The organism is Nocardia sp. CDC159 (genome assembly GCF_023740735.1).
Lineage (GTDB): Bacteria > Actinomycetota > Actinomycetes > Mycobacteriales > Mycobacteriaceae > Nocardia > Nocardia pulmonis.
Window position 1 is genome coordinate 262,745 of the sequence record NZ_JAMRXH010000004.1, and the last position, 25,644, is coordinate 288,388.

The 25,644-nt window shown below is 67.8% G+C and carries 26 protein-coding genes; 13 read left to right on the forward strand and 13 right to left on the reverse strand.

All coding sequences use genetic code 11. From position 1 onward, the window contains the following. Positions 1-14 precede the first annotated feature (14 nt). Positions 15-1,499, forward strand: coding sequence for an MFS transporter (locus tag NDR87_RS11185; protein ID WP_251911261.1), 1,485 nt, complete (start codon positions 15-17; stop codon positions 1,497-1,499). A 14-nt stretch (positions 1,500-1,513) separates the two neighbouring features. Here NDR87_RS11185 and NDR87_RS37705 read toward each other — a convergent pair whose 3' ends face one another. The 4 genes from NDR87_RS37705 to NDR87_RS11205 are packed head-to-tail and all read right to left on the reverse strand — an operon-like array spanning position 1,514 to position 6,055. Further along, entirely contained in the window at positions 1,514-2,116 is a 603-nt protein-coding gene (locus NDR87_RS37705; RefSeq protein ID WP_251911263.1) for a Clp protease N-terminal domain-containing protein, read from the reverse strand. A gap of 53 nt (positions 2,117-2,169) precedes the next feature. Then, positions 2,170-3,165 carry an SMP-30/gluconolactonase/LRE family protein gene (locus tag NDR87_RS11195; protein ID WP_251911265.1) on the reverse strand — a complete coding sequence of 332 codons (996 nt, stop codon included), beginning with the start codon at positions 3,163-3,165 and terminating at the stop codon, positions 2,170-2,172. 18 nt (positions 3,166-3,183) lie between these two features. Then, on the reverse strand, positions 3,184-4,554 hold the full coding sequence (locus tag NDR87_RS11200; RefSeq protein WP_251911268.1) for an aspartate aminotransferase family protein: 1,371 nt from the start codon (positions 4,552-4,554) through the stop codon (positions 3,184-3,186). 10 nt (positions 4,555-4,564) lie between these two features. Beyond that, a complete protein-coding gene (locus tag NDR87_RS11205) occupies positions 4,565-6,055 on the reverse strand; it encodes a CoA-acylating methylmalonate-semialdehyde dehydrogenase (protein ID WP_251911271.1) in 1,491 nt (496 codons plus the stop codon). A 154-nt stretch (positions 6,056-6,209) separates the two neighbouring features. Here NDR87_RS11205 and NDR87_RS11210 point away from each other — a divergent pair, with 154 nt between their 5' ends. From NDR87_RS11210 to NDR87_RS11245, 8 genes are all read left to right on the forward strand, one after another. Then, complete coding sequence (locus NDR87_RS11210) at positions 6,210-7,808, forward strand: PucR family transcriptional regulator (protein WP_251911274.1); 1,599 nt, start codon at positions 6,210-6,212, stop codon at positions 7,806-7,808. A 151-nt stretch (positions 7,809-7,959) separates the two neighbouring features. Continuing rightward, entirely contained in the window at positions 7,960-9,468 is a 1,509-nt protein-coding gene (locus NDR87_RS11215; protein ID WP_251911278.1) for an APC family permease, read from the forward strand. 245 nt (positions 9,469-9,713) lie between these two features. After that, on the forward strand, positions 9,714-10,175 hold the full coding sequence (locus NDR87_RS11220; protein WP_251911280.1) for a helix-turn-helix domain-containing protein: 462 nt from the start codon (positions 9,714-9,716) through the stop codon (positions 10,173-10,175). A gap of 65 nt (positions 10,176-10,240) precedes the next feature. Next, positions 10,241-10,771 carry a hypothetical protein gene (locus NDR87_RS11225; protein ID WP_251911283.1) on the forward strand — a complete coding sequence of 177 codons (531 nt, stop codon included), beginning with the start codon at positions 10,241-10,243 and terminating at the stop codon, positions 10,769-10,771. 4 nt (positions 10,772-10,775) lie between these two features. Beyond that, the gene (locus NDR87_RS11230) at positions 10,776-12,020 is read left to right on the forward strand and encodes an MAB_1171c family putative transporter (protein WP_251911286.1); all 1,245 of its coding nucleotides are present in this window, start codon (positions 10,776-10,778) and stop codon (positions 12,018-12,020) included. Positions 12,021-12,024: 4 nt separating this feature from the next. Further along, positions 12,025-13,224: a cytochrome P450 gene (locus NDR87_RS11235; RefSeq protein WP_251911290.1), complete on the forward strand. Its 1,200-nt coding sequence runs from the start codon at positions 12,025-12,027 to the stop codon at positions 13,222-13,224. A gap of 136 nt (positions 13,225-13,360) precedes the next feature. Further along, on the forward strand, positions 13,361-13,810 hold the full coding sequence (locus NDR87_RS11240) for a nucleoside deaminase (RefSeq protein ID WP_251911292.1): 450 nt from the start codon (positions 13,361-13,363) through the stop codon (positions 13,808-13,810). Positions 13,811-13,895: 85 nt separating this feature from the next. Then, on the forward strand, positions 13,896-14,753 hold the full coding sequence (locus NDR87_RS11245; protein WP_251911295.1) for a TIGR03621 family F420-dependent LLM class oxidoreductase: 858 nt from the start codon (positions 13,896-13,898) through the stop codon (positions 14,751-14,753). A gap of 16 nt (positions 14,754-14,769) precedes the next feature. Here the strand turns inward: NDR87_RS11245 and NDR87_RS11250 are convergent, their stop codons facing one another. The 6 genes from NDR87_RS11250 to NDR87_RS11280 form a co-directional block, all read right to left on the reverse strand. Further along, complete coding sequence (locus tag NDR87_RS11250) at positions 14,770-15,159, reverse strand: ankyrin repeat domain-containing protein (RefSeq protein ID WP_251911298.1); 390 nt, start codon at positions 15,157-15,159, stop codon at positions 14,770-14,772. 156 nt (positions 15,160-15,315) lie between these two features. Then, positions 15,316-15,882, reverse strand: a complete 567-nt coding sequence (locus tag NDR87_RS37255; protein WP_286013359.1) for an N-acetyltransferase — start codon at positions 15,880-15,882, stop codon at positions 15,316-15,318. Further along, entirely contained in the window at positions 15,875-16,483 is a 609-nt protein-coding gene (locus NDR87_RS11265) for a hypothetical protein (protein ID WP_251911304.1), read from the reverse strand. Before NDR87_RS11265 ends, NDR87_RS37255 begins: the two co-directional genes overlap by 8 nt. Before the next feature lie 13 nt (positions 16,484-16,496). Next, the gene (locus NDR87_RS11270) at positions 16,497-17,096 is read right to left on the reverse strand and encodes a TetR/AcrR family transcriptional regulator (RefSeq protein WP_251911307.1); all 600 of its coding nucleotides are present in this window, start codon (positions 17,094-17,096) and stop codon (positions 16,497-16,499) included. A 59-nt stretch (positions 17,097-17,155) separates the two neighbouring features. Next, positions 17,156-18,256, reverse strand: a complete 1,101-nt coding sequence (locus tag NDR87_RS11275; protein ID WP_251911311.1) for a diguanylate cyclase — start codon at positions 18,254-18,256, stop codon at positions 17,156-17,158. 113 nt (positions 18,257-18,369) lie between these two features. Further along, positions 18,370-19,785, reverse strand: a complete 1,416-nt coding sequence (locus NDR87_RS11280) for a three-helix bundle dimerization domain-containing protein (protein WP_251911314.1) — start codon at positions 19,783-19,785, stop codon at positions 18,370-18,372. A gap of 208 nt (positions 19,786-19,993) precedes the next feature. On the opposite strand from NDR87_RS11280, the gene NDR87_RS11285 reads away from it, so the two are divergent. Next, positions 19,994-20,347, forward strand: a complete 354-nt coding sequence (locus NDR87_RS11285; RefSeq protein ID WP_251911315.1) for a hypothetical protein — start codon at positions 19,994-19,996, stop codon at positions 20,345-20,347. Here the strand turns inward: NDR87_RS11285 and yaaA are convergent. After that, positions 20,340-21,083, reverse strand: coding sequence for a peroxide stress protein YaaA (yaaA, locus tag NDR87_RS11290; RefSeq protein WP_251911317.1), 744 nt, complete (start codon positions 21,081-21,083; stop codon positions 20,340-20,342). The two genes, NDR87_RS11285 and yaaA, sit on opposite strands and share 8 nt — an antisense overlap. A gap of 103 nt (positions 21,084-21,186) precedes the next feature. On the opposite strand from yaaA, the gene NDR87_RS11295 reads away from it, so the two are divergent. The 3 genes from NDR87_RS11295 to NDR87_RS11305 all read left to right on the forward strand — a co-directional run bounded on the left by NDR87_RS11295 (position 21,187) and on the right by NDR87_RS11305 (position 24,418). Further along, positions 21,187-22,941: a proline--tRNA ligase gene (locus NDR87_RS11295; RefSeq protein ID WP_251911319.1), complete on the forward strand. Its 1,755-nt coding sequence runs from the start codon at positions 21,187-21,189 to the stop codon at positions 22,939-22,941. A gap of 47 nt (positions 22,942-22,988) precedes the next feature. Beyond that, positions 22,989-23,408, forward strand: a complete 420-nt coding sequence (locus NDR87_RS11300; protein WP_251911321.1) for a hypothetical protein — start codon at positions 22,989-22,991, stop codon at positions 23,406-23,408. A 137-nt stretch (positions 23,409-23,545) separates the two neighbouring features. After that, a complete protein-coding gene (locus NDR87_RS11305) occupies positions 23,546-24,418 on the forward strand; it encodes a hypothetical protein (protein ID WP_251941119.1) in 873 nt (290 codons plus the stop codon). An 18-nt stretch (positions 24,419-24,436) separates the two neighbouring features. Here the strand turns inward: NDR87_RS11305 and NDR87_RS11310 are convergent, their stop codons facing one another. Further along, a complete protein-coding gene (locus tag NDR87_RS11310; protein WP_251911326.1) occupies positions 24,437-24,868 on the reverse strand; it encodes a ferritin-like domain-containing protein in 432 nt (143 codons plus the stop codon). Continuing rightward, positions 24,865-25,410, reverse strand: a complete 546-nt coding sequence (locus NDR87_RS11315; protein WP_251911328.1) for a hypothetical protein — start codon at positions 25,408-25,410, stop codon at positions 24,865-24,867. Before NDR87_RS11315 ends, NDR87_RS11310 begins: the two co-directional genes overlap by 4 nt. Positions 25,411-25,644 lie beyond the last annotated feature (234 nt).

The window sequence follows — 25,644 nt, forward strand, 5'->3', positions numbered from 1 at the left end:
TACAGTGAGTCACTGTGCTCGATAACCCCGCTGCGACGACGCATTATCCGGTGACCAAGCGGGCCTTCGGGCTGCCGATTCTGGTCCTCAGCGGGTTACAGCTGATGGTGATCCTGGACGGCACCATCGTGATTCTCGCGCTGCCGCGGCTGCAGGAGCAGATGGGCCTGTCCAGCTCCGGCAGCGCGTGGACGGTGACCGCCTACGGTCTGACCTTCGCCGGTCTGATGCTGCTGGGCGGACGCCTGGGTGATCTGTTCGGCCGCAAACGCATGCTGATCATCGGCGTATCGCTGTTCACCCTCGCGTCGCTGGCCTGCGGTCTGGCCCAGAACGAGGCGATGCTGATCGCCGCGCGCGCGGTGCAGGGCAGCGGGGCGGCGATCGCCGCGCCGTCGGCGATGGCGCTGGTGGTGAGCACGTACGCGCCGGGGCCGGTGCGCAATCGGGCCATCGCCATCTTCGGTTCGATGGCCGGGGTGGGTTCGGTCGGCGGTCTGGTGATCGGCGGGGCGCTGACCCAATTGGATTGGCGGCTGATCTTCTGGATCAACGTGCCGATCGGTGCGCTGATTCTGCTCGGGGCGATCTACAAGCTGCGCGACACCTCGCATCACCGGCTTGCGCTGGATGTGCGCGGGTCGGTGCTGGGCACGCTGGCCTGCGTGGCGATCGTGTTCGGCGCGACCGAGGGGCCCGAAATGGGCTGGGGCAGTCCGTGGATCATCGGTTCGCTGGTCGCCGGGGTGATCCTGCTGATCGCCTTCGTGCTCGCGGAACGGTCGGCGGAGAATCCGGTATTGCCGCTGTCGCTGTTCGAGGATCGCGATCGCGTGGTGACGTTCGTGGCGCTGCTGCTCGGTTCGGGCGTGCTCGGGGCGATGACGTACTTCGTCGCGCAGTTCCTGCAGAACGTCATCGGGTACAGCCCGCTGGTGGCGGGCCTGGCGTCGATTCCGTTCACGCTGGGCGCGGGCATCGGCACGGCCGTCGCGTCCAAGGGCGCGATGTACATCCGTCCACGCTGGCTGCTGCTGTTGGCGGCGGTCTTCCTGTCGGTGGCCGGACTATACGGCTCCACGCTGGACGGCAGCGTGCACTACTTCCCGACCCTGCTGATCCTGTTGACCGGAGCGGGCCTGGGCGTCGGCATCGTGATCGTGATCGCCCCCCTGTGCCTGCTGGTGGGAGTGCCCGTCTCCGACGTCGGCCCGCTGTCGGCGATCGGTCAGATGATCTTCAATCTCGGGACGCCCCTCGCGGTCGGCATTCTCAGCCCTGTCGCGGCCTCCCGCACCCTCGCCCTCGGCGGCCGCACCGGCCGTGCCGCGGATATGTCCCCCACCGAGATCGCCGCCCTCGGAAGCGGTTACACGCTGGTCCTGTTCGTCTGCGGCATCGGCTCGATCATCGTGGGCCTGATCGCCCTCGCCCTGCGCTACACGCCGCAGGAACTGGTCGAGGCCCAGCACGCCGAACAGGTGGCGCAGCAGAGCTGACCCGCACGGCGCGATCAGCCCGCCGCGGGCGGTTGTTCGCCGAGTTTGCGGGTGATGAACTGCCGCAGCCGGTCGACCTCCCGCCGCAGCAGCGCATTCTCCGCCTCGAGTGAACCGATGACCGCCCGTGCCGCCGCGGGTGAATCGAATGCATCGGTCGGCTTCGACGGCGGGGTCTGCTCGGTGGCCATGCTTCGGATGCGGGTGCGCATGGTCGCCAGCTCGGCGCCGCATCGGGTCAGCACCCGGGTGGCCGCGCCCTCGGGCTCTCGGATCAGGGCGAGCAGGATGTGTTCGGTGCCGATGTGGCTGTGGCCCAGCGCCATCGCCTCACGCAGGGACAGTTCCAATACCGACTTGGCGTGAGCCGTGAACGGAATATGCCCCGCCGACGCGTCGTCGGAGTCCACGCTGCCGACCTGTTCGGCCACGTCGGCCCGGATCCGCTCCGGTTCGATGCCGCACGACCGAAGTGCCCGAACGGCCACGCTGTTCTCGTCGTACAGCACGCCGAGCAGGAGGTGTTCCGTGCCGATGTAGTCGTGCCCGCGGGCACGTGCCTCCTCCTGGGCGAGGATCACAATCCGGCGGGCCTGATCGGTGAAGCGCTCGAACACCCTCTCATTGTGCGCCGATTTTCCTGGGAGACTTCGCCCTTCGGCGCGATGCGCTAACCCGGCAGGTGGGTGACCGCGATCGCTCGTTCGGTGAGGCTGCCCAGATAGATGGTGCCGTTCTGTTCGGCCACGCCGGTGACCATCGCGTAGTTGTCCGGCTCGCGCTGGAGATCGTGCACGAGGTTTCCGTCGAAGTCGTAGGCCTGCACCCAGACCGTCTTGGCGGGCTTGGGTCGCAGGGCGTCGGGGACGGACCAGACCACGCGGCGGATGAGGCCGGGGAGGGGAAGCAGCTTGTCCAGCAGCGGATTTCGCGGGGTGACCAGGGTGACCCAGGCCAGGCCGTCGGAGCCCAGGCCCATATTGTCGGGGAAGCCGGGGAGGTTTTCCACCAGGAGGTCGGAGGTCCCGGCCCTGGGGCCGGTGAGCCAGTAGCGCGTGATGCGATAGCCCGCGGTCTCCGCGACCAGAACGCAGGAGCGGTCGGGTGCGAGGACGATTCCATTGGCGAATTTCAGCTCGTCCAACAGGGTTTCGACCTTGCCGTCCGGGGTGCGCCGGAACAGGCGGCCGGTGTGGGAGCCCTCGAGGATGTCGCCCATGTACTTGTCGAGGGGGTAGCGGCTGGTGGAGGAGGAGAAGTAGATGGTGCCGTCGGAATCGGCGACAACATTGCTGGCGAACGGAAGCCGCTGCCCGTCCACCTCGTCGACCAGGACCTCGAGCGTGCCGTGCGGTTTGTCCAGGCGCAGCAGCCCCCGTTGGAAATCGCAGATCAGCAGCGAGCCGTCGGGATCGGCGTGCAATCCCAGCGGTCGGCCGCCGGTGTCGGTGATCTTCTCGACCGCTCCGTCGGTGGGATCGACCGCGAACACCGCGCCGCCCTCGACCCCGCCGACGACTCTGCCGTCCGGCGCCAGCACCACGTCCTCGGGCCCGACCCCGGGCAGCGGCAGCAGCCGCGGCTGGGGCATCGGTGGCGTACTGCGGGTTTCGCGGGCGCGGGGCGTCGCCGGGGGCGGGGTCCAGCGCTGAGCCTGGAACGACATGGCCCGAGGGTACCGCGCTCAGGCCCCCGAAACGTGCCGATCGGCCACCGCGAGGGCCTCGTCGAGGATCGCCAGCCCCTCCTTGGCCTCGGCCTCGGTGATCGTGCACGGCGGCACCGCGTGCAGCCGATTGAAATTGACGAACATCAGCAGCCCCGCCGCCCGGCAGGCCGCCACCACCTCGGCCATGGCCGGGCTGGTTCCGCCGTAGGGCGCCAACGGTTCCCGCGTCGTCCGATCGCGCACCAGCTCCAGCGCCCAGAACACCCCCAGCCCCCGGACCTCGCCGACGCTCGGATGCCGCTCGGCCAGCTCCCGCAGCCCCGGACCCAGCACCCGCGCGCCGATGCCCGCGGCGTTGTCGACGATGCCCTCCTCGGCCATCGCGGTGATGGTCGCGACCGCGGCCGCCGTCGCCAGCGGATGCCCCGAGTAGGTCAGCCCGCCCGGATAGGCCCGCTCGTCGAAGGTGCGCGCGATCTGCGGCCCGATGGCGACGCCGCCGAGCGGGACGTAACCCGAATTCACCCCCTTGGCGAAGGTGAGCAGATCGGGCACCACATCGAAATGCTCGATGGCGAACCACTTTCCGGTCCGCCCGAATCCGGCCATCACCTCATCGGCGACGAAGACGATGCCGTACCGGTCGCACAGCTCGCGCACCCCGGCCAGGTAGCCCGGTGGCGGCACCATGATGCCCGCGGTGCCCGGCACCGATTCCAGCACGATCGCCGCGATCGTCTCCGGACCCTCGAAGGCGATCACATGTTCCAGATGGGCCAGCGCCCGCTGGGTTTCCTCCGCCTCGTCGCGGGAGTAGAACTGCGAGCGATACAGGAACGGCCCGAAGAAGTGCACCGTCCCCGCCGCCCCGCGATCATTGGGCCAGCGGCGCGGATCGCCGGTCAGGTTGATGGCGGTCTCGGTGCCGCCGTGATAGGAGCGGTAGCGCGACAACACCTTCGGTCGTCCGGTGTGCAACCGGGCCATGCGCACCGCGTGTTCGATCGCGTCGGCCCCGCCATTGGTGAAGAAGATCCGGTCCAGCTCGCCCGGGGTCCGTTCGGCGATCAGCCGCGCCGCCTCCGAGCGCGCCGCATTGACGTGCTGCGGCGCGATGGTGCACAGCTTGGCCGCCTGCTCCTGCACGGCCGCAATCACTTTCGGATGTTGATGGCCGATATTGGTGTTGACCATCTGCGAGGAGAAATCGAGCAGCCGCCTGCCCTCGCCGTCCCACACATAGCTGCCCTGGGCCGCGGTGATGGTCATGGGCGCGATCTGCTTCTGCGCCGACCAGGAGTGGAAGACGTGCCGACGGTCCAGTTCGTAGGCGCGGTCGGCCTCGGCGCGCGCGGCCTCGACGGTGAGTCCATTGGGGAGTGTCATCGAGCCTCCGTCAGTTGTTCTGCGGGAAACCGAGATTGAGCCCGCCGTGGCTGGGATCGAGCCAGCGGGTGGTGACGGCCTTGGTGCGGGTGAAGAACTGCACGCCGTCGGTGCCGTGCGCGTGCGAGTCGCCGAACAGCGAGGCCTTCCAGCCGCCGAAGCTGTAGTAGGCCATGGGCACCGGAATCGGCACATTGATGCCGACCATGCCGACCTCCACCTCGGTGTGGAAGCGCCGCGCCGCGCCGCCGTCGTTGGTGAAGATGGCGGTGCCGTTGCCGTAGGGGTTGGCGTTGATCAAAGTCAGTGCCTCGTCGTAACTTTCGACGCGCACCACCGACAGCACCGGTCCGAAGATCTCGTCGGTGTAGACGCTCATCTCGGGGCGCACGTGATCGAGAATCGTGGGGCCGAGCCAGAATCCGTCCGCCTCGCCGTCGACCTCGATGCCGCGACCGTCGAGTACCACCGCGGCGCCCTCGGATTCGCCCGCGGCGATGTACTCGGCGACGCGATCGCGGTGCTGGCGGGTCACCAGCGGTCCCATATCGGTGCCGCGGGTGCCGTCGCCGGTGCGGATGGTCTTGGCTCGCCGCGTGATTCGATCGACGAGTTCGTCGGCCACCTCGCCGACGGCGACCACCACGCTGATCGCCATGCAGCGCTCGCCCGCCGAGCCGAAGCCCGCGTTCACCGCGGCGTCGGCGGCCAGGTCCAGATCGGCGTCGGGCAGCACCACCATGTGGTTCTTCGCCCCGCCGAGCGCCTGCACCCGCTTACCGGCCGCGGTGCCGCGCTGGTAGACGTAGCGGGCGATCGGCGTCGAGCCCACGAACGACACGGCCCTGATGCCCGGGTTGTCCAGCAGCTCGTCGACGGCCACCTTGTCGCCCTGCACGACATTGAACACTCCGGCGGGCAGTCCGGCCTCGGCCCACAGCTGGGCCAGCCACAGCGACGGCGAGGGATCCTTCTCACTCGGCTTGAGCACCACGGTATTTCCCGACGCGATCGCGATCGGGAAGAACCACATCGGCACCATGGCCGGGAAGTTGAACGGCGAGATGATCGCCACCGGGCCCAGCGGCTGGCGGACGGCGAAGATGTCGACCTTGGTGGAGGCGTTCTCGGTGAAGCCGCCCTTGAGCAGATGCGGTATGCCGCAGGCGAATTCGACCACCTCCAGGCCGCGGGTGACCTCGCCGACCGCATCGGCGAGCACCTTGCCGTGCTCGGCGGTGATGAGGGCCGCCAGTTCGTCCTTGCGCTCGTTGAGCAGTTCGCGGAAGCGGAACAGGATCTGGGTGCGGCGGGTCAGCGAGGTGTCGCGCCAGGCCGGGAACGCCGCGGCCGCCGCGTCCACGGCCGCGCGCACGTCGGCCGCGGTGGCCAGCGCCACCTGCCCGCTCACCACGCCCGTGGCCGGATTGGTGACCGGCAGGCTGGCCTCGCCGGTGCCGGTGAACGGCTTGCCGTCCACCCAGTGCGCAATGGTCTGCATGGTTCTCCTCGTTCCGGTGAGTGGGACGGTATGGCGGCGGTCGCGGCCGGACCGGCAGGCTGTCGACCGGGCCTGGAGCAACTATCACCCGGGTCGGGACCATTTTCACCCGACAAAACGTCGACCATTCGCCATTTCGTATTACGATTCGTCGATGCTGCCGACCGTTGCCGATGTCCTCGCGATGCCCGTCGTCAGAGCGGGTGAGCCCGAGGTGATGGGTGGTGCGGCGGGGCTGGCGCGGCCGGTGCGGTGGGTGCACGTCGGCGAGGTGGCGGATGTGGCGTCGCTGCTGTCCGGCCGCGAGCTCATCCTCACCACCGGCCAGCCGCTGGCGCACGGCGCGCCCGCGAGTATCGCGTATCTGGAATCGCTTGCCGCGGCCGGTGTCTCGGGGCTGGTCGTCGAATTGGGTAGCTACGTGCCGGAATTGGGTCCGCACGTCACCGCCGCGGCCGACCGGCTCGGGCTGCCGGTGGTGGCGCTGCGGCGGATCACCCGATTCGTGGAGGTCACCGAGGCGGTGCACCGGGTGATCGTGGCCGATCAGTACGCCGAACTGGAGTTCGCGCGGTCGGTGCACGAGACCTTCACCGCGCTCAGCGTGCGCCGCGCCGCGCTGGCCGAGATCGTGAAAACCGCGGCGAATCTGCTGGATTCGTCGATCATCCTGGAGGACCTCGCCCACCGCGTGCTCACCCTGACCGCCCGGCACACCTCGGCGGCGGCGCTGCTGGACAACTGGGAGGCCACCTCCCGCCTGCTCTCCGAGGACTGGAATGTGGTGCCGGTCGGCCCGCATACCGAGCGCTGGGGGCGGCTCATCCTGCGCTCCCACCGAATTCCCTCCGCCCGCGCCCGGATGGTGCTCGAACGCGCCGCGCAGACGCTGACCCTGCATCGCATGATCGAACGCGACCGCTTCGGGCTGCACCGGCAGGCGCAGACCGGACTCGTGGAGGATATGGTGAGCGGCCGCCTCGCCGACGAACAGGACGCCATGGCCCGGGCCGCGGCGCTGGGCCTGACCCGGCGCGCGCGGTATGTGCCAGTGGCCGTCCAGATTGTCGCGCCCGCGGAGAGCGATCCGCTGGCCCGCGAGCGCCGCGGCGCGGCGCTGCTCGACGCGGTCGGGCACGGGGTGGCGCTGGCCAAGGCGACGGCCCTGAGCACCGCCGATCAACAGCGGGTCAGTCTGGTCCTGGCGGTCGGACGCGGCGGTGATCTGGACGAGCGGCTGACCCAGGTGTGCACGGCCGTGGCCGCCGAGGTGCGCCGCGTCGACGGGGTGCAGCGGGTGGCCATCGGCGTGGGGGCCGATTCGGAGTCGCTGCTGGACACCGCGCGCGAGCTGACCCATGCCGGGCATGTCGCCGAGGTGGCGCTGTCGCTGCGATCCACCCAGCCGCGCGCGTTCTACCGCAGCGGGGACGTGCGGCTGCGCGGGCTGCTGTCGCTCATCCGCAACGAGCCCGGTGTGCAGCGCTTCGCCGAGACCGAGCTGAGCGCGCTGCTGCGGCACGACATTCGCCACCGCGGCGATCTGGCCGTCACGCTGCGGCAGTTCCTCGACGTCGCGGGCAACAAGACCGAATTGGCCCGCCGCATGAACATCAGCCGCCCCACCCTCTACGACCGGCTGGCGCGCATCGAGCGCATCCTCGAGGTCGACCTCGACGACGGGGAGGTGCGCACCTCGCTGCACACCGCGCTGCTCATCCGCGACCTCACGGCCACACCCGACGAAACGTAATCGCGGGCATGGCATTCCGGCCGAAACGTTGCCAATGTGTGCCGAGTCACAGAGTTCGTTTCCGTCGGTAACCCGGTTTCATTCGCACGCAACATTCCGCTGCCGACAATTCACCTCGGGTCTTTCGACCGGATGATGAGGAGTTTGCGTAATGGACACGACTACGGCCGCATCCTCGCCGACCGCCGCGGATGCTCGGCCCGTGCACCGGCTGAAACCCAATGCGGTCGGCCTGCTCGGCGTGGTGTTCATGGCGATCGCCACCGCGGCCCCGATCACCGCGATGACCGGGAATGTGCCGTTCATGATGGCCTCGGGCAGCGGAATCGGCACGCCCGCGGCATTTCTCGTCGCGATGGCGGTGCTGGCGGTGTTCGCGGTCGGCTTCACCACGATGTCCAGGCACATCACCGCGACCGGCGCGTTCTACGGGTTCATCTCCTACGGACTGGGCCGCACGGTGGGTTTGGCGGCCGGGCTGCTGGCCACGTTCGCGTACATGGTGTTCGAGCCGTCGCTGGTCGGCATCTTCGCCAGCTTCGCCACCAACACCTTCACCGATCAGGTGGGCGTGCACATTCCATGGTGGGTGTTCGCGATCGTCATGCTGGCGATCAATGCGGTCGGCACCTGGTTCGGCGTCGCGGTGGCGGAGAAGCTGCTGGTGGCGCTGCTGGCCACCGAGGTGACGGTGCTGGCCGTGCTGGCGGTGTCGGTGGCCGTGCACGGCGGTGGGCCGGAAGGCTTTTCGCTCGCGCCGCTCAATCCGGTGAACGTATTCCACGGCGCCTCGGCGGGTTTGGGGCTGTTCTTCGCGTTCTGGTCGTGGGTCGGATTCGAGTCGACGGCGATGTACGGTGAGGAATCGCGGGATCCGAAGCGAATCATCCCGCGCGCCACCATGATCGCGGTACTGGGCGTGGGCGTGTTCTACGTCCTCGTCTCCTGGATGGCGATTTCGGGCAGCGGCGCGGATCGGGCGCTGGCGCTGGCGGTTTCGGATCAGCCGATGAGCGTGTTCTTCGATCCCACCGCCCGCTACGTCGGGCCCTGGGCGGTGCACACCATGCAGTGGCTGATGATCACCGGCTCGCTGGCCTGCGGAATGGCCTTCCACAACTGCGCGGCCCGCTACCTGTACGCCCTCGGGCGCGAGGGCGTGCTGCCGGTGCTGCGCCACACGGTCGGGCGCACCCACCCCCGGCACGGCTCGCCACATATCGCCGGGCTGGTGCAGACGCTGGTCGCGACGCTGATCGTGCTGGCCATGGGGCTGGCGGGCAAGGACCCCTACAGCGGGATCTATACGCTGCTGGCGATTCTGGGCACGATGGCCATCCTGGTCGTGCAGTCGGCGTGCTCGTTCGCGGTGCTGGCGTACTTCCGCAACCACCATCCCGAAACGCGGCACTGGTTCAAGACACTGCTGGCGCCGCTGATCGGCGGTCTGGCGATGCTGGGCGTGGTGGCACTGCTGATCGTCAATATGAGCACCGCGGCCGGCAGCGAGGCGGATTCACTGCTGCTGAAGGCAACGCCGTGGCTGGTCGCCGCGGTCGCGCTGATCGGGATCGGGTACGCGCGGTATCTGAAGCGCCGCGACCCGCGGCGATATCTGCTGCTGGGCCGGACGGTGCTCGCGGAGACCCACGAGCGGTGAACGATCCGGCGTGCCCCGGGCCGGCGACCCCCCTCTCGGCCGCCGGAGTCTGGTCGTTCGGTCGAGCAAATAATGCCTATCAATATAATGACAAGCACCGGCAGCCTTTCATGGCCGACATGGGCTGTCAACCGGACCTAGGAGACAGGATGGACTCCGACTAGGGGTGAAAATGCTTGGAGGAGGCGACGACCGGGTGGACCGGGTAGCTTGTTCATCGTGACGACAGATGTTCTGTCATTCTGGTGACAGGCCACGCGGAGGGCGAGGAAGGGAGAACGGTGGCGGACGGGGTATCGGACGGCCCCTCGCTGAGCGAGAAGATCAATTATCTCTTCGAGACCGTGCACCCCAAAGACCGCGGACCGTGGTCACACCCGGAGGTTCATCGGATGACGGGTATTTCGATCGGCACCCTGTCCGAGCTGCGCAACGGTAAGAACACCAATCCGACCAAGCAGACCATGGAGAAGCTGGCCCGGTTCTTCGGTGTCGACGCGGCCTACTTTCTCGATACGCCCAAGAGTGCGGAAATCCGGCAGCAATTGGAACAACTCAAAGGACTGCAAGCGCTCACCGTGGCCATGCAGGGCAGCGAAGCCGAGTCCGTCCTCGCTCGCATATCCGAACTGTCCCCGAGCAGTCTGCGCGCACTGGCAGAGGTGGTGGAGACGCTTCGCGGACTGGAAGAACGATCAGATATCTGACGATGATGCCCGCACCTCGCAAGTCTCCCATGGCGATCTTTCCCGCCTTCCGACGTCGTCGACCGGTGGACGACTACTTCGGTCGAATACGGCGCCGATGCGATCAACTCATCGAAGAACTGCAGATCACCACGCCGTTCCGCGTCGACACGCTCATCGACAGCGCCGGTCGAGCGAGGGGGCGGCCCATCGTTCCGATACCGATAGCCCTGCCGCCCGCGGGGCCGACCGGCGTCTTGGTCACGACCGCCGACCGGCATTACATCTTCTTTCAGAAGAACACCTCGAGAATTCATCGAGAAAACATCATCCTGCACGAACTGGGACATTTGCTGTGTGATCATCGTGGAATGAACGACTTGAACCACGGCCGTTCGCTGTCATTGTTTCCGGACCTGGACCCCGCCATGGTCATCACCATGCTGGGCCGCGCGGCGTACTCCGACGAACAAGAACGAGAAGCCGAATTCATCGCGTCCGTGCTGCATACGAAAACGGCCGCGTGGTCGCCCGATTCGACCTGGGCCGTACCCTCGGATGTCGCCGATGTGATCGAACGGATCGAGCGTGTGTTCGGCACCGATCGGACCCTGTGAGCAAATGAATTCTCTCCTCTATCCCATATCGGCCGCCCTCGCCACACTCGCGTTGCTGTTCCGCCTGCCGGCGTTGCTGAGAAGGCCGGAGCCCGGCCTGATCGGACTATGCCTGACCTTTGCCGCGACTGCGTATACATTCATACTCTCGACACCGGCGGTGTGGATCCGGGTGAATGCCTTCTTCGAAATCAAGAATTTCGCGGGCATGCTCGCCCAGTGTGGCGCGTTGGCCATCGCGGTGGCACAGCAGGCAGTGGTTCTGGCGTGGGCATATCCGTGGTCAGAGGCCAGGAGGAGGATTCTGCTCCGCCTTGCGCTGTGGGTGGCCGCCGTCGGTTGCATGGTTCCGCTGTTCTTCATGTCGATCTCTGCCATGTCGAACGACCCCCTGCACTTTGCTGCCGACGCGGCCGGAATCCCCGCCTATTCCCTGTATTTGGCGGTTTATCTCACCTGTTTCATGATCGGTGTGTCCGAATCCGCGCGGCTGTGCTGGCGGTATTCGCTGAGCGTATCCCCCGGCTGGCTCCGCCGAGGTCTACGCACCGCGGCCGTCGGGTCGGCACTGGGGTTTCCGTATGCCGCCGTGCGGGTCGCCGATATCTTCGCGGCCAGAACGGGAGTCGATGCTCACCGCTTCGAATCCATCGCCCGCCTCGGGGCCGGTCTCGGCGGGTATCTGCTCGTTGTGGGGTGGACCATGCCCACCTGGGGGCCACGCCTGTCCAGAGTTTTCGTCTGGGTGCGACACCAGCGAAGTTTTTATGCCTTGAGCCCCCTGTGGCGAGCGCTGTACGAAATCATGCCGGACATCGCGTTGACTCTTCCGCGGCAAGCAGACCGACCCGCCCGCCCCGTCCGGCACATCGACTTCCATCTGTATCGACGGCTCATCGAGATCCGCGATGCCGCTGCGGCGCTGCGCCCGTACCACGACGAGGCCATCTCGCAGGTCATTCGGAGACGGGCAGCGGCGCAAGATATTACGGGACGGACGCTCGAAGCCATAGTCGAGGCGGCCGATCTCGCCGCGGCAATCGAGCGGAGAAGGCTCTGCATCTCGCCCCCCGACTTGGAGGTCTCGACTACAGAAGGCCATACCGAGCAACACAATCGGGCGGATGAGGGTCTTTATGGTGAACTGTCCTGGCTGACGATGGTCGCCGAGGCATTCGTCCGGTCACCGTTGGTGGTTTCGGCCGCCGAAATGGCTCGCAACTCACATGTCTCAACCCTTTCGGAGTAGAACCTTGAATTCACCCCTGGCTCCCTACGACGCGGCCTACCTCACGGATCCGCACCGCGTGCACCGCGACCTTCGCGACGGCGGCGTGGTGCACCGGGTGGTGCTCCCCGGTGGTGCGGCAGCGTGGCTGGTTACGCGGGAAGCGGATGTCCGGCGGCTGCTCACCGACGCCCGCTTGTCGGTCGACAAGCGAACGGCCACGGACGGGTACAAGGGCTTCGCACTTCCGCCCGCATTGGATGCCAACCTCCTGAATATCGATCCGCCCGATCACACCCGGCTGCGTCGGTTGGTCTCGCATGCCTTCACGCGACACCGGGTCGGCAACCTGGCCGGGAAGGTGCAGGCCGAAACCGATCGGCTGCTGGATCGGATGGCGGGCCGCGAACGCGTGGATCTGCTCGCCGAATTCGCGGTCCCGTTGCCGCTGACCGTGATCGGCGATCTGCTCGACATCCCGACCGACGATCGCATGAGGTTCCGAACCTGGACCGACACTCTGCTCGCGCCCGATCCCGCGCAGCCGCAGCAGGTGAAGGAGGCGGTCGTCAATATGGAGCAGTTCTTCGTCGATTTGATCGCCGACCGGCGCGCCGACCCCGGCGACGACTTCGTATCCGACCTGATCGCGGTGTGTGATGCCGGTGACCGGCTGAGCGAGGACGAGCTGGTATCCCTGGTCTTCCTCATCTTCTGGGCGGGCTACGAGAATTCGGTCCACCTGATCGGGAATTCCATCCTGGCGCTGCTCGACCATCCCGAACAGCTCGCCGCCCTGCGCGCCGCCCCGGGGGTGAGCGCTGGCGCGATCGAGGAGTTTCTGCGCTACGCCCACCCGAATCAGTTCGCCATCAGGCGGTTTCCCACCGAGGACATAGCGATCGGCGAGGTCACGATCCCGGCCGGTGACACCGTTCTCCTCGGCGTGGCCTCGGCCAATCGTGATCCGCGTCGGTTCGACCGTCCGGACATGCTGGATCTGGAACGCAAAGACAATCCGCACCTGACATTCGGCCATGGCGTTCACTACTGTCTCGGTGCCCCCTTGGCGCGGCTCGAGGCCGGTATCGCCATCGGCAGCCTGTTGCGGCGATTGCCGGAGTTCCGACTGGCGATCCCACGCGACCAACTGCAGCCGCGGGCGTCGTTCCGGGAGATCGGTCTGCAGTCGTTGCCGGTGATTTTCGCTTCCGCACCGGAATGATGAACCGGTTGCGGCCCCGGGGTGAGGTGGCCGGGAACCACGGTCGCGCTGGTCGTGTTGGCCAAGGCCGCGTGCCGACAGCTGCCTCATTCGCCCGGGTGTGGGTCTGGGTACCGGCGGTGGCAGCATGATCGACATGGTTGATACCGAGAGTTTGCTGGAGGTCGCGTACGAGGAAGCGCAACGGGGGCTCGCCGAGGGTGGCATTCCGATCGGGGCCGCGCTGTTCGACAGCGCGGGAAATCTGTTGGGGCGCGGGCACAATCGCCGCGTTCAGAACGACGATCCGAGCGTCCATGCCGAGACCGACGCCTTCCGCGATGCGGGCCGCCGCCGGGACTACCGCGACACCATCATGGTGACCACCCTGTCGCCGTGCTGGTACTGCAGTGGGCTGGTCCGCCAGTTCGGCATCGGCGCGGTCGTCGTGGGGGAGGCTCGGACGTTCCACGGCGGTCACGAGTGGCTGGCCGAGAACGGGGTAACGATCACCGTTGTGGACGACCCGCGCTGTGTGGCGATGATGGAGAAGTTCATCGCCGAACGGCCGGAGCTGTGGTTCGAGGACATCGGGGTCGCCGAATAGGTCCCGGCGGCGGGAAATTCCCGTGCGCGGGCGCCCGCGTTCGGCGAAGCTGGGCCGAGACGGTCGATGACGAAAGGGAGATGTCGTGCGGGAGTTCCGGTTCGGTGTGAGCATGCGTGCCTCGGATTCCCGGGGTGAATGGCAGCAGGCGGCCCGGCTGGTCGAGGACCTCGGTTTCGATACGCTGCTCGTACCCGATCACCTCGGGATGGTGGCTCCGTTTCCCGCCCTGATGTCGGCCGCCGAGGTCACATCGCGGGTGCGGCTGGGCACGTTCGTGTTGAATGCCGCGTTTCACCGGCCCGCGCTGCTGGCCCGCGATGTCGCGGCGGTCGATCAGCTCAGTGACGGGCGGTTCGAGCTGGGGCTCGGGGCGGGGTATGCGCGGGACGAGTTCGAGGCGGCGGGACTGTCGTTTCCCAGTGCGGGAGAACGCATTTCGCATCTGGAACAGACCATCGTGGAGGTCCGGCGGCTGCTGGCCGATCCGAGTCATCGGCCCCGGCCCGCGCGACCGGATGTCCCGATCGCGGTCGCGGGGCAGGGAGACCGGCTGCTGAGCATGGGCGCGCGCCTCGCCGATACCGTCGGCCTGGCCGGTGTCGTGCCGGGCGAGGACCCCACGGTGCGGGGGACGCTGCCCGAACGCATCGCGCTGCTGCGCCGCGCCGCGGGTGAGCGGATCGCCGAGCTGGAGATCAATATGATGGTCCTGGCCGTGCACATCACCGGTTCCGGTGCCCCGAATCTGGCCTTTCCTCGATTCTTCTACCCGGACTACTCGGACGAGCAGTTGCTCACGATTCCCAATGTCCTGCACGGCTCGGAGGACGAGATCGCCGATACCCTGCGGCATTTCCGCGCGGAGTACGGCATCACCTATTTCACGCTCACCAGCCACGATATGCACGCCTTCGCGAAGGTGATGGCGCGCCTGCGCTGATCGGGCCGGGGCGCTATCAGCCGAAGAGCTCCAGTAATTCCGACTTGCCGAACATGACCGCCGAATCCCGCGCCGAGGGCGTCCCGGCGTCGGGATCGGCGCCCGCGCCGACGAGTGCCTCGACGATCTCGTTCTCGCCCTTGAAGACCGCGCCCGCGAGCGGGGTCTGACCGCGGTCGTTGGCCCGATTCGGATCGGCGCCCTGGTCGAGCAGGATGCGCACGGCATCCGAATGCCCGTGATACGCCGCCAGCATGAGCAGCGTATCGCCGCGGTCATTGGTCAGATTCGCCGGAACCCCGGCATCGAGGTAGGCGCCCAGGGTCTGGGCGTCGCCGGTGCGTGCCGAATCGAAAACCTTCGACGCGAGCTCGATCAGCTCGGGATCCATTTCGGCGTTGCTCATCAGCCCACTGTAGCTACGGCACACCTCATAGACCCCGACGGCGCCGAACGCCACTGTTCCTTCGGCCTCCCGATCTCCAGGGCCGCCCTGACCCACAACTTCCGCGTCCTCCGCCAGGCGGCGTTGATCCGTCAGGTCAACCGGGGAAATCGTGGATTACCGCGGTGGCCGGATCATGGCGGTGACGGTTAGGCCATCGATTCGGAGTTGGGTGGTGGTTTCGAAACCGCAGTGGTGGTAGAGGGACACGTTGCGGGGGTCGGCGGTGGTGAGAAACAGGGGGCGGGTGGGGTGGATGGTGTTCAGCAGGAGGCGGGCCGCGCCGGTGCCGCGGGCATTCGGGTGGACGCCGATGAATTCGAGGGTGTGGGCGGTGGGGGGTTTGAGGTGGGCGGTGGCGCGGAGGTAGCGCAGGGTGCGGGTTACGGTGGGGAGACCGCAGTCGCGGGCCACCCGTAGGGTCCAGCGCAGTTGGGCGGGGGTGGGGGGCTTGGTCTCGGGGGTGGTCACCAGGGCTACCGCGTGTGGAATGCCTTGGGGGGCAATGGCGTAGCGGTGGAAGCCGGGGGCGGTTGCGAGCATGGCGAGGGTGGCGGTGAACCAGGTGCGGCGGGTCACGGTGTTGTCGCCGCACAGGTGGCGCATGCCGGGCTCCTCGGCGAAGGCGGCGGTCAGGACGGCGGCACAGGCCGCGGGGGTGGGCGCCGTATCGATATCAGGCATGGCGCTGTTGCATGGGAGCTTCCGGAATCAGGTGGGAGATCAGCAGTTTGAGGTAGAAGATGGGGGTGAACCAGGCCAGGGCGGTGGGTAGGGCGTAGACGATCGGGGTGATCGTCACGACGGTCAGCCAGGCGGCCATGGCGGTCGGGCGCTTGACGCCGAGGGGGACGCGTTCGATGAGCGCGGCCGCGGCGAGTAGCAAGACGGCGTTGACGGCGAACCAGTCCCAGGCCGCGGGGAGCAGTACGAAGGCGACGGCGGCCAGGTGTGCCAGGTGCAGGGCGACGAAAGTCCTTCGCTTCCTGACGATTCCGGGGGCATCGCGGTGGTACCAGCGTTTGGCCGCATTGGTGGCATTGGTGAGGACGCCGCCGACCAGATCGACGGCGAGCACGCCGATCAGCGCCAGCTTCCAGGCCGGCCACTGTGCGGCGGCGTCGAAATGCCAGAGATACCAGGCGATCACGGCCACGCCGAGCGCGCCGCCGACCAGTTCGACGGTCTCCTCCGCGCGGGTCTTGCCCGGGCCCAGGAAGCGTAAGAGCCGTCCCCGCCAACCCGGCGGCGTCGGCGGGATGGTCCAGTCGATGTCGGTGTGCATGCGATTCGTCCTCTCACACAGGGGAATCCGTGGGCCGCCAGAGCCCGGCGAGCAGCTGTAACACCTGATCGACCGCCTCGGCCGCACCCGGGGCGGCGTGACCGGCTCGGCGGGCATCCAGCAGCCAGGCATCGGCGGCGTGGAAGACCGCGCCGGTGGCGGCGGACAGCAGGGCCGGATCGATATCGCGGCGAATGACGCCGATGGCCAGGCCGTTGTCGAGCACCGCGGTGAGCCAGCGGTCGAAACCGGGGGCGGCGCGCTCGGCGGCCGCCCCCACGAGGGCCGCGTCATCGGGGTGGTGAGCCAGATGTTCGAGCAGCCGCAGCATGCCCGTGCGCAGGCCGGGCCAGAAGTGTGCGGCGGTGGTCGCGGGCGTCCACGGTCCCAGTGCGGCGGCCAGGCGGTCGAGCACATCGGTGAGCACGGTCTCGAGCAGATCCTCGCGGCCGTCGAAGTACTGATACGCCGAGGTCTTCGAGATACCCGCGGCGGCCACGATCTTGTTGTAGGAGGCGGTGGCATGGCCGTCGCGGGCGAAGTGTTCGCGCGCCACGCCGAGGATCTCGGCGCGGCGCTGCGCTGACAGCCGGTGGAAGCGAGGCAGGGGCATGTACTAGTAGTACACCCCGACGGTGCACACCGCTAGTGCACAGGTCGTGGGGCTACCGATCAGCGTGCGACCGGCCGCGCCGATTCGGCGGTTACCACGATGTTGCCGCCGAGGCGCTTCGCCTCGTACATCGCGGCATCGGAGGCCAGCAGGGCATCGAACCGGGCTCGGCGATCCCGGGGCCCGGAGCGGGTGAACAGCGCGACCCCGACGCTGGCGGTGATCGTGATCGGGAGGTCGGGCATGGTTTCGATCGCGGCGCGAAGGCGTTCGGCGACGGCCGCGGCCGATTGGTCGCGGCCGCGCCCGACTACCACGAATTCCTCCCCGCCCGTCCGCGCGATGAGGGCGTCGGCGTCGGCCGCCGCGCGCAGCCGGTTCGCCGTTCGCTTCAGGACCTCGTCACCGAAGGGGTGGCCGTAGGTGTCGTTCACGGTCTTGAAGCGGTCCAGATCCAGCGTTATCGCATAGAGCGGATCGCGGCCGTAGCCGCCGCATTGCGACAGCTGCGAATCCAGGCCGCGTCGATTCAACAGCCTGGTGAGCGGATCGGAGAGCGAGTCCAGGCGCAGCAGCAGGTGGGACAGGTGCATCGTGGGAATCGCCAGGCCGATCAGGGCGGCATTGGCGATGACGAGCGCGACGCCCAGGGCGAGATCGCCGTGCCAGCGGCCGCTGCCGTGGACGGTGAGCACCGCCAGCGCCACGGCCGACAGCAGCGTCCAGCACACGTGCAGGGCCAGTACGCGTGGACGGTGGAAGACCGCCAGATAGGTTCCGGCGGCGACGAGCATGAGTATTCCCATCGCCCCCAGCACCCGGTCCGCCACCAGCAGGCTGTCGGCGGTGACGACGAGGTCGACCAACGCGATCCAGGTCAGCGACTCGCACTCGCTCGGCCAGGGCAGCAACCACCAGCGCAGCGCCCACAGCCCCCCGATCGTGGCAGCCAGCGTGTTGACGGTCATTCCGACGGGACCGCGCACACCGGCCGGGCTGATCGCCATGAGAGTGGCGTTGACCAGCATCATCGCGCCGCCGAGACCGATCAGCAGCTTGGTCCAGCCGAGCACGGAGTGCGACCGCAGGAAGCCGATGACCCAGCGGTAATCGGCCCGGTCCTCCCATCGGGGCCGAGACGACGAACGCTGCTTCAGCAACGTGTCACCGCCCTCCTCGAGCGCGGATCAGGTACATGTAACTGAAGGTACCAGCGTCTTGTCGAGAAGGATGCTAGGAAGTTGCGCTTATCACCAGCCCGGCGCGGCCGGGATCAGTTGTAGGACTTCGCCACGCCGTCGAGCAGGTGTTCCAGGGTGTCGTAGGCGGGGGTCTCGACGACGTCGATGAGTCGGTCCGCGACCGGGGCTCGGTGTTCGCTCGCGACCCGGGCGAACTGGGCCGGATCGTCGGTGCGGAAACCGTGCCGGGCCGCGAGGGACTGGAGTTCGGGGTCGGTGGACAGCAGCCTGCCGATGCGGTCGCCCTCGGGGGTGAGCGGGACCAGGGTGTGCCGGGACAGCACGGTCGGGGAGGGGTAGAGCAGCGTCATCTCGGGCTTGATTCGGTGCTGCACGACCGCCTCGACGTACTGGGATTCGTAGATCATCACCAGCGGGGTGGGGCCCATGCCCGCCGAGAGATACTGGTCGAACGGTCCCTCGCTGGAATTGTCCGAAAAGCCTTGGCCGACGAAGAGTTTCGCGATCTTCTGCACCGCGAACTCCTCGGCCCTCGGGCCGCGGACGATGGTGTTGTCGTTGGCCACGTAGCTCGCGATGGCCAGATACATGGCCGCGGAGTTGGAGGTGCGCGGGTCGGTGGTGGAAACCAGGATGTTCTTGCGCACCGGGTAGACGGTGTTGCCGGGTAGCTGATCCCACTGCACACCGGTGGCGATCAGGTCCAGATAGCGGTTCATGTCGAAGCTCGGGACGGGGCCCGGCCGGACGACACCCGCGGCGGTGAGCAGATCGGCGATCGGTTTGAATGTCGCGATCGCCATCGGGGAGGAGAAGGGCGTGTATTTGGCGGTGAGATTGCGCTGGCGCAGAATGCGTTCGGCCGCCGGGGCGCTGGACGGGAAGGCGAAATCGTACTTGCCCAGATCCACCGAGGTGGCAATCTGCCGGGAACCGGCCGGATCGACCTCGACGCGAATTCCCTTGTGCGCCAGCGCCCGCACCACCTCGGGATCGCTGAAGAAGGCGTGCTTCTCCGACCCGACCACGCCGCGCAGAACCGTCGGCGCGGCGGAAGGGGGAGTCGGTTCACCCCCGGTCGCGCCGAGGGCGATCGCGATGACGGCCACCACGACGACCGCGGCGAGGGGAACGGCCACTTTGCGCGCGGACCACGGCGAGGCGGCGTAACCTCGAATGCGCGAACGCAGCCGCTCCGCGAATTCGGAGGTGGTCGGGCTTTCGACCGCAACCGGTTGTGGCGCAGCGGTTTCCGCGAAGACGGTCGCGTCGACCTCGAGATGCCGCCGGACGATCCGCTCCACCAGAATCGGAACGAAGTCGCGCACCGAATGCCCCTCGAAGCGACCCAGCGCCGATACCACGGCATCCTCGATCTGCCCCGGGGAATACTCGTCCCCGTAGTCGGCGGTGAGGCGGTCGATCAACTCGCGCAGGGCTTTTTCCTCGCGCGCCATTTTGTCTTCTCGGGTGGCATGTTTGCCCACGCCAAGCTCCTCGGCAATGCATTGGGATCGGCGGCGTCGTCCACGCGCCGCGCCAACATTACGACACGCCCCGGGATATCCCAAGTTAGGTAATCGGTTACGTAAGGCAAATCGCGAAAACGGCTGAATCGGAAAGATTCCGGTAACCGAGCGTATTTCGAGAGTTCACGCCATATGCACCCTCGAATTCATTTGTCACGAAGTGATCATGCGGCGTGGCGTCGCGCGGACGGTCGCCAACGACTACACCGGGGTGATGAACGGCGATCCGTACCACATCATGGTCGCCTCCATATACGCCTTCGGTGCAACGGATTTCGATGCGCACCGGGCGCTGGAACCGATGACGAGGGGTGCGGTCGTACCCGGAAAGAATCGGGGGGTCACGAGGAGCATCCGGGGCTGGCCGAGTATCTCGCGTGCGGCTAGGTACCGGGCGCGGCGGCGCACACCGGGCGGCGCACTGGATTACGCGCTCTCCGACACCCCGGATCCGGACTGGGGCAGCGCAGCCGAGGACGCCCCGCCCTCGTTCGGCTCCGGCGGCCGGTCGGTCAGGTGAGGACGAGCAACTCCGTCGAGGACGCGATCTCCACCCGCAGCCCCGCCTGCTCGGCCACCTTCGCCAGCTCGCGCATGGTGGTCGGCTCGGAACGGGTCAGGACCAGGGCGCGGGCGAGCAGGCCCTTGTGGTGTTTGTTGAAGTGGCTGACGACCGTGCGGGTGCCGTCGGGGCGTTCAGTGAGGACGGTGGCGGTGATCGCGCCCGGGATGCGACCGAGTTGCTGATAGGTGCCCGAGCGCAGATCGACGACCAGTCGACCGGCGGTCTCCTCGCGCAGCGCCGGGACCAGGACGGGCTTCCAGATCGAGGACAGGGTCGGCAGGCCGGGCAGCTTCGAGCCGCCCGAGAGCCGATAGGCCGGAATCGGATCGGCCGCGCGCACCACACCGAACAGGGCCGAGCCGATGGCCAGGCGTTCGAAGGCCCGGTCCCGCTGTGTCTTGGTGAACGAGGTGGCGGCCAGTGCGTCGTAGAGCACACCGGTGTAGCGGGTCAGGGCCGGGCGGGTGGGGGAGGTGCGCAGGGCGGCGTTGCGGGCGATCTCCGCGTCGGCCCCCTTGCCCAGACCCAGGGCGCCGCGCGCGGCCGCCGCGTCGCCCGCCAGCGCGATGAGCTCGGTGATCAGCTTGTCGCGCACGGCGGTGAGCTGCGGCAGCGACAGGGCGTCCAGATCCAGCGGGCCCAGTTCGCCGCCATCGGACTTGGTTTCGGAGGGAGGCAGGATCACCAGCACGAGCCGATACGGTACCGGCGCGAACGGTTGAGGCTGGGAGGCAGGAGCCGAATTGGCTGATGCCTTTCGGACATCGCCGGAGCACGGGCTACGCTGTGCATCCGTGATCACCCGTCTCTCCCACCTGTTCCTGCGCACCCTGCGTGACGATCCCGCCGACGCCGAGGTGCCCAGCCACAAGCTTCTGGTCCGCGCCGGATACGTCCGCCGCGTCGCGCCGGGTGTGTACTCGTGGCTGCCGCTGGGTCTGCGCGTGCTGCGCAAGATCGAGGATGTGGTGCGCGCGGAGATGAACGCGATCGGCGCCCAGGAGATCTCGCTGCCCGCGCTGCTGCCGCGGGAACCGTATGAGACCACCAAGCGCTGGACCGAGTACGGCGACAGCCTGTTCCGGCTGCAGGACCGCAAGAAGGGCGACTACCTGCTCGGGCCGACGCACGAGGAGCTGTTCGCGCTCACGGTGAAGGGTGAGTACAACTCCTACAAGGATCTGCCGGTCATCCTCTATCAGATCCAGACCAAATACCGCGACGAGGAGCGGCCGCGCGCGGGCATCCTGCGCGGGCGGGAATTCGTCATGAAGGACTCGTACTCGTTCGATCTGGACGAGGACGGGCTGAAGAACAGCTACAACGCCCACCGCGAGGCGTACCGGAAGATCTTCGACCGGCTCGGGGTGCGGTATGTGATCGTCTCGGCCACCTCGGGCGCCATGGGCGGCAGCGCCTCGGAGGAGTTCCTGGCCGACAGCCCGGTGGGCGAGGACACCTATGTGATCTGCCGGGAGTCCGGCTATGCCGCGAATGTGGAGGCCGTGGTCACGCCCGCGCCGCCGGAGATTCCGATCGAGGGGCAGCCCGCGGCGCAGGTGTACGACACTCCCGACACCCCGACCATCGCCACGCTGGTCGAGTGGGCCAATACCGCGGTGGCCGAGCGGTTCGGGCGGCCGATCACCGCGGCCGACACGCTCAAGAACGTGATGGTCAAGCTGCACCACCCCGACGGCAAGACCGAGATCGTCGGCATCGGCGTGCCCGGCGATCGCGAGGTGGACGACAAGCGGCTCGGCGCGGCGGTGGAACCGGCCGAGGTGGAGTTGCTCACCGAGGAGGACTTCCGGGCCAATCCGTTCCTGGTCAAGGGTTACATCGGCCCGAAGGCGCTGCAGGACAACGGCATTCGGTATCTGGTCGATCCCCGCGTGGTGAACGGAACCTCGTGGATCACCGGGGCCGACGCGCCCGGCAAGCATGTGGTCGGCCTGGTCGCCGGTCGGGACTTCACCCCCGACGGGACGATCGAGGCCGCCGAGGTCCGCGACGGCGATCCCTCGCCCGACGGCCGCGGCGTGCTGCACGCCGCGCGCGGCATCGAAATCGGGCACATCTTCCAGCTCGGCTACAAGTACACCGACGCGTTCGAGGTCGATGTGCTCGGCGAGAACGGCAAGCCGGTGCGGTTGATCATGGGCTCCTACGGCATCGGCGTATCCCGCATGGTGGCGGTGCTGGCCGAACAGCAGCACGACGACAAGGGGCTGCGCTGGCCCAGGGAGGTCGCGCCGTTCGACGTGCACGTGGTCATCGCCAACAAGGACGAGGCGGCGCGCGCGGGCGCGGAACAGGTTGCGGCCGAACTGGATTCCTCCGGTCTCGAGGTCCTGCTCGACGACCGCACCGCCTCGCCCGGGGTGAAGTTCAAGGACGCCGAACTGCTGGGCATGCCGCTGATCCTCGTGGTCGGCCGCGGCTGGGCCGAGGGCAAGGTGGAGCTGCGTGACCGCTTCGCCGGGACCAGCGAGGAGATCCCCGCCGCGGAGGCCGTGCGAACCGTCCTCGCCCGCGTCCGCGGCTGAGCCCCGTTCGATTTGCGGACCGATCACGAATCCGGTTATCTCGGAACGTGATCAAGCCCACCCTGGGTCTGCTGGTCGTGGTCGCCGGATTGACGGGATGCTCCTACGGCCCCGACAATCCGTCGACCGCGCAGGCCATCGCCGCCGTCCCGAGCACGACCACCACCCCCGTCAGCGACGGCGACCGAGCGTTCCTGAGCTCGCTGGGCGTCAAGGGCGGCGGCCTGGCCAGACTCGCCATCACCTCCCCGTACGGCGCGATCAGCACCGGCCACAACCTCGCCGAGGAATTCGAGCGCCTGGTGAATACGGGAATGGCCCCCGCCCAGGCCTTTCCGGCGTTGGTGGACAATTTCGTCCACGGCGACGGTTTCGATCAGGATTCGATGACGGCCGCGGAGGTGGCAGATCTGGTGCGGCTCGCCGTTGGCATCTACAAGCCGCAGTATTCGATCGATGTGAGCTGAATTCGAGCACTTTTCGGCGTGTCTCTTGCGGCGCGCCGATTGTGGAATGCGTTGGTGGAGTTGGGCATTCGACCGTGAAGCACTCGTCGTCACCTCGGCGTACCGTGCCATGTATGCCTGGTCACCAGCACGAAAGTTTGGTCGAACTGTTTCGGCCCCAGCCGATGCTCGCGGCCTGGTATTTACGGCATGTGTTCGGCGAGCCGATTCCCGATTCCGATCGTGCACACACCGAGTCTTGCGATTTCACGGACGTCGGCCCGAAGGAGTTCCGGGGCGACGGCGCGTTCGCGTTGTACGACCCGGTCGGTCGTGCGCAGGCCGGAATCTGTGTAGAAATCCAACGCGGGAAGGACGATGCGCGCCATTGGAAGTGGCCGGTCTATCTGGCCACGCTTCGCGCGCGGCTGCAATGCCCAACTTATCTATTGGTCGTAGCTCCGGACCGGGATGTCGCCGCCTGGTGCCGAAGACCGATTGCTCTCGGCCACCCGGGCCTCGTACTCCATCCGTTGGTCCTCGGGCCGGACCGCATTCCCGCCATCACCGACCTTGCCGAGGCCATTGCCGCGCCGGAGCAAGCGGTCTTGTCGGCGCTCGCCCACGGTGACGGCCCGGCCGGTGAGTTCGTGCTGGCGGCCACCCTCGTCGCGCTCCGCAAAACCGAGGGTGAGCTGGGAAGAATGTACTATGACATGGTCGCGTCCGCTCTGTCCGGCGAGGCCAAGCGCCGTTGGGAGGAGCTTATGAAGACTTACGAGTACCAGAGCGAGTTCGCTCGGCGTTACGTCGCCGAGGGCAGGGCCGAGGGGAAGGCCGAGGGGAAGGCCGAGGGCGAGGCACAGGCATTGTTGCTGGTGCTGGAGGCCCGCGGTGTTCCCGTGACCGAGAACGCCCGCCGCCGCATCACCACCTGTAGCGACTTGGATCAGCTCGGACGGTGGCTACGCCGCGCGGCCACCGTCGATACAGCGGAGGAGCTGTTCGACGAGACCGAAGCAGCCGGTTGACGGGAATGCGGCGCCGACTCACCCCTTCCCCGGAAACGCCGCCGTCGCCGGGTTCGTCCCGAGAATCGATTGCCAAGTCGCAAGGCGTACAGCCGATTCGGTAAGGGACTCGATGCCGGTGCGGCGGAGTTCGGGGGTGGTGGCGCGTTCGACCACCGCGCGCCAGGCCGCGGTGGTGTCGGATTCGACGGCCACCGCGAGTCTGGCGGCGGGGATGGGGTCGTTGACCGGGAAGGGTGGGGTGTAGGCGGCGGCGGGGCTGGGGAGGGGGGCGCCGAGGGATTTCAGGGCGTCGATGGTGGCGTCTCGGCGGGCGCGGTGGGCCGCCAGGTACTCGGCGACGATCCTGGTGCGTTCGGGGGAGGCGTAGGCGGCTATGACGCCGTAGGAGTAGACGGCGGCGTATTCGGCGGACAGGGCCTCGGCGAGGGCTTGGTGGTCGTTGTTCATGCGAGCAGGACTCCCGCGTGGGTGGCGCAGCAGGCGCTGATCGAGGCGAGCAGGCCCGCCCGGTAGCCGGACAGGGTGGCGGCGAGGTCGGCGGCCGAGCGCTGGGAGCGGGTGAGCTGGTCGCGCAGGGCGGCCAGCGTCGGCGGGGGTGCGAGTGCGGGTGGTTCGGCCACCGGCGGGGTGCCGGACCTCGGCTTGGTGCCGTCGCCGTATACGCCCAGGGCGCGGTCGATTTCGGCGCGCAGGGCGTCGGCGTGCTCGGTGCGCTGGTTGGCGATCAGGGTGAGCGCGGCGGTCCGCTGGGGGGCCACGGCGGCCGCGGCCCGGGCCCACACCGCGTCGGTGCGGGCCGATTGTTCCTGTGCCAGAAGGATATCCGGTTCCGGGGGCGCTTCCTGCGAGCAGGCCGCCGCGCTCAGGGCGCCGGCCGCCAGCACGCTCCCGCCCGCGATCCGCAGCATGGATCGGCGGTTCAGGGACGGCGGAGAGACTGCGACAGCGCCCGGCCGTGGCGGCGGGTCGACGATATGGGTGCGCGGCACGCCTACATCGTGCCAGGGATTGTGGCGAGACAATCCGCCGAGCCCACTCGACACGCTGTGAACTGCCCCTTCGACTGTCGAGAAGCCGTGAACCCCCATGGGAAACTGGAGCAGGTTGGCTGGTCCTTTACACTCTTCGGGCGCGTTACGCTAGACCTTCGGCGGAGTATTCCGTCGAGCCCGCGCGCCGACTGGGTCCGACCAGGACCTATACCGACAACTCCACCTCGCCAC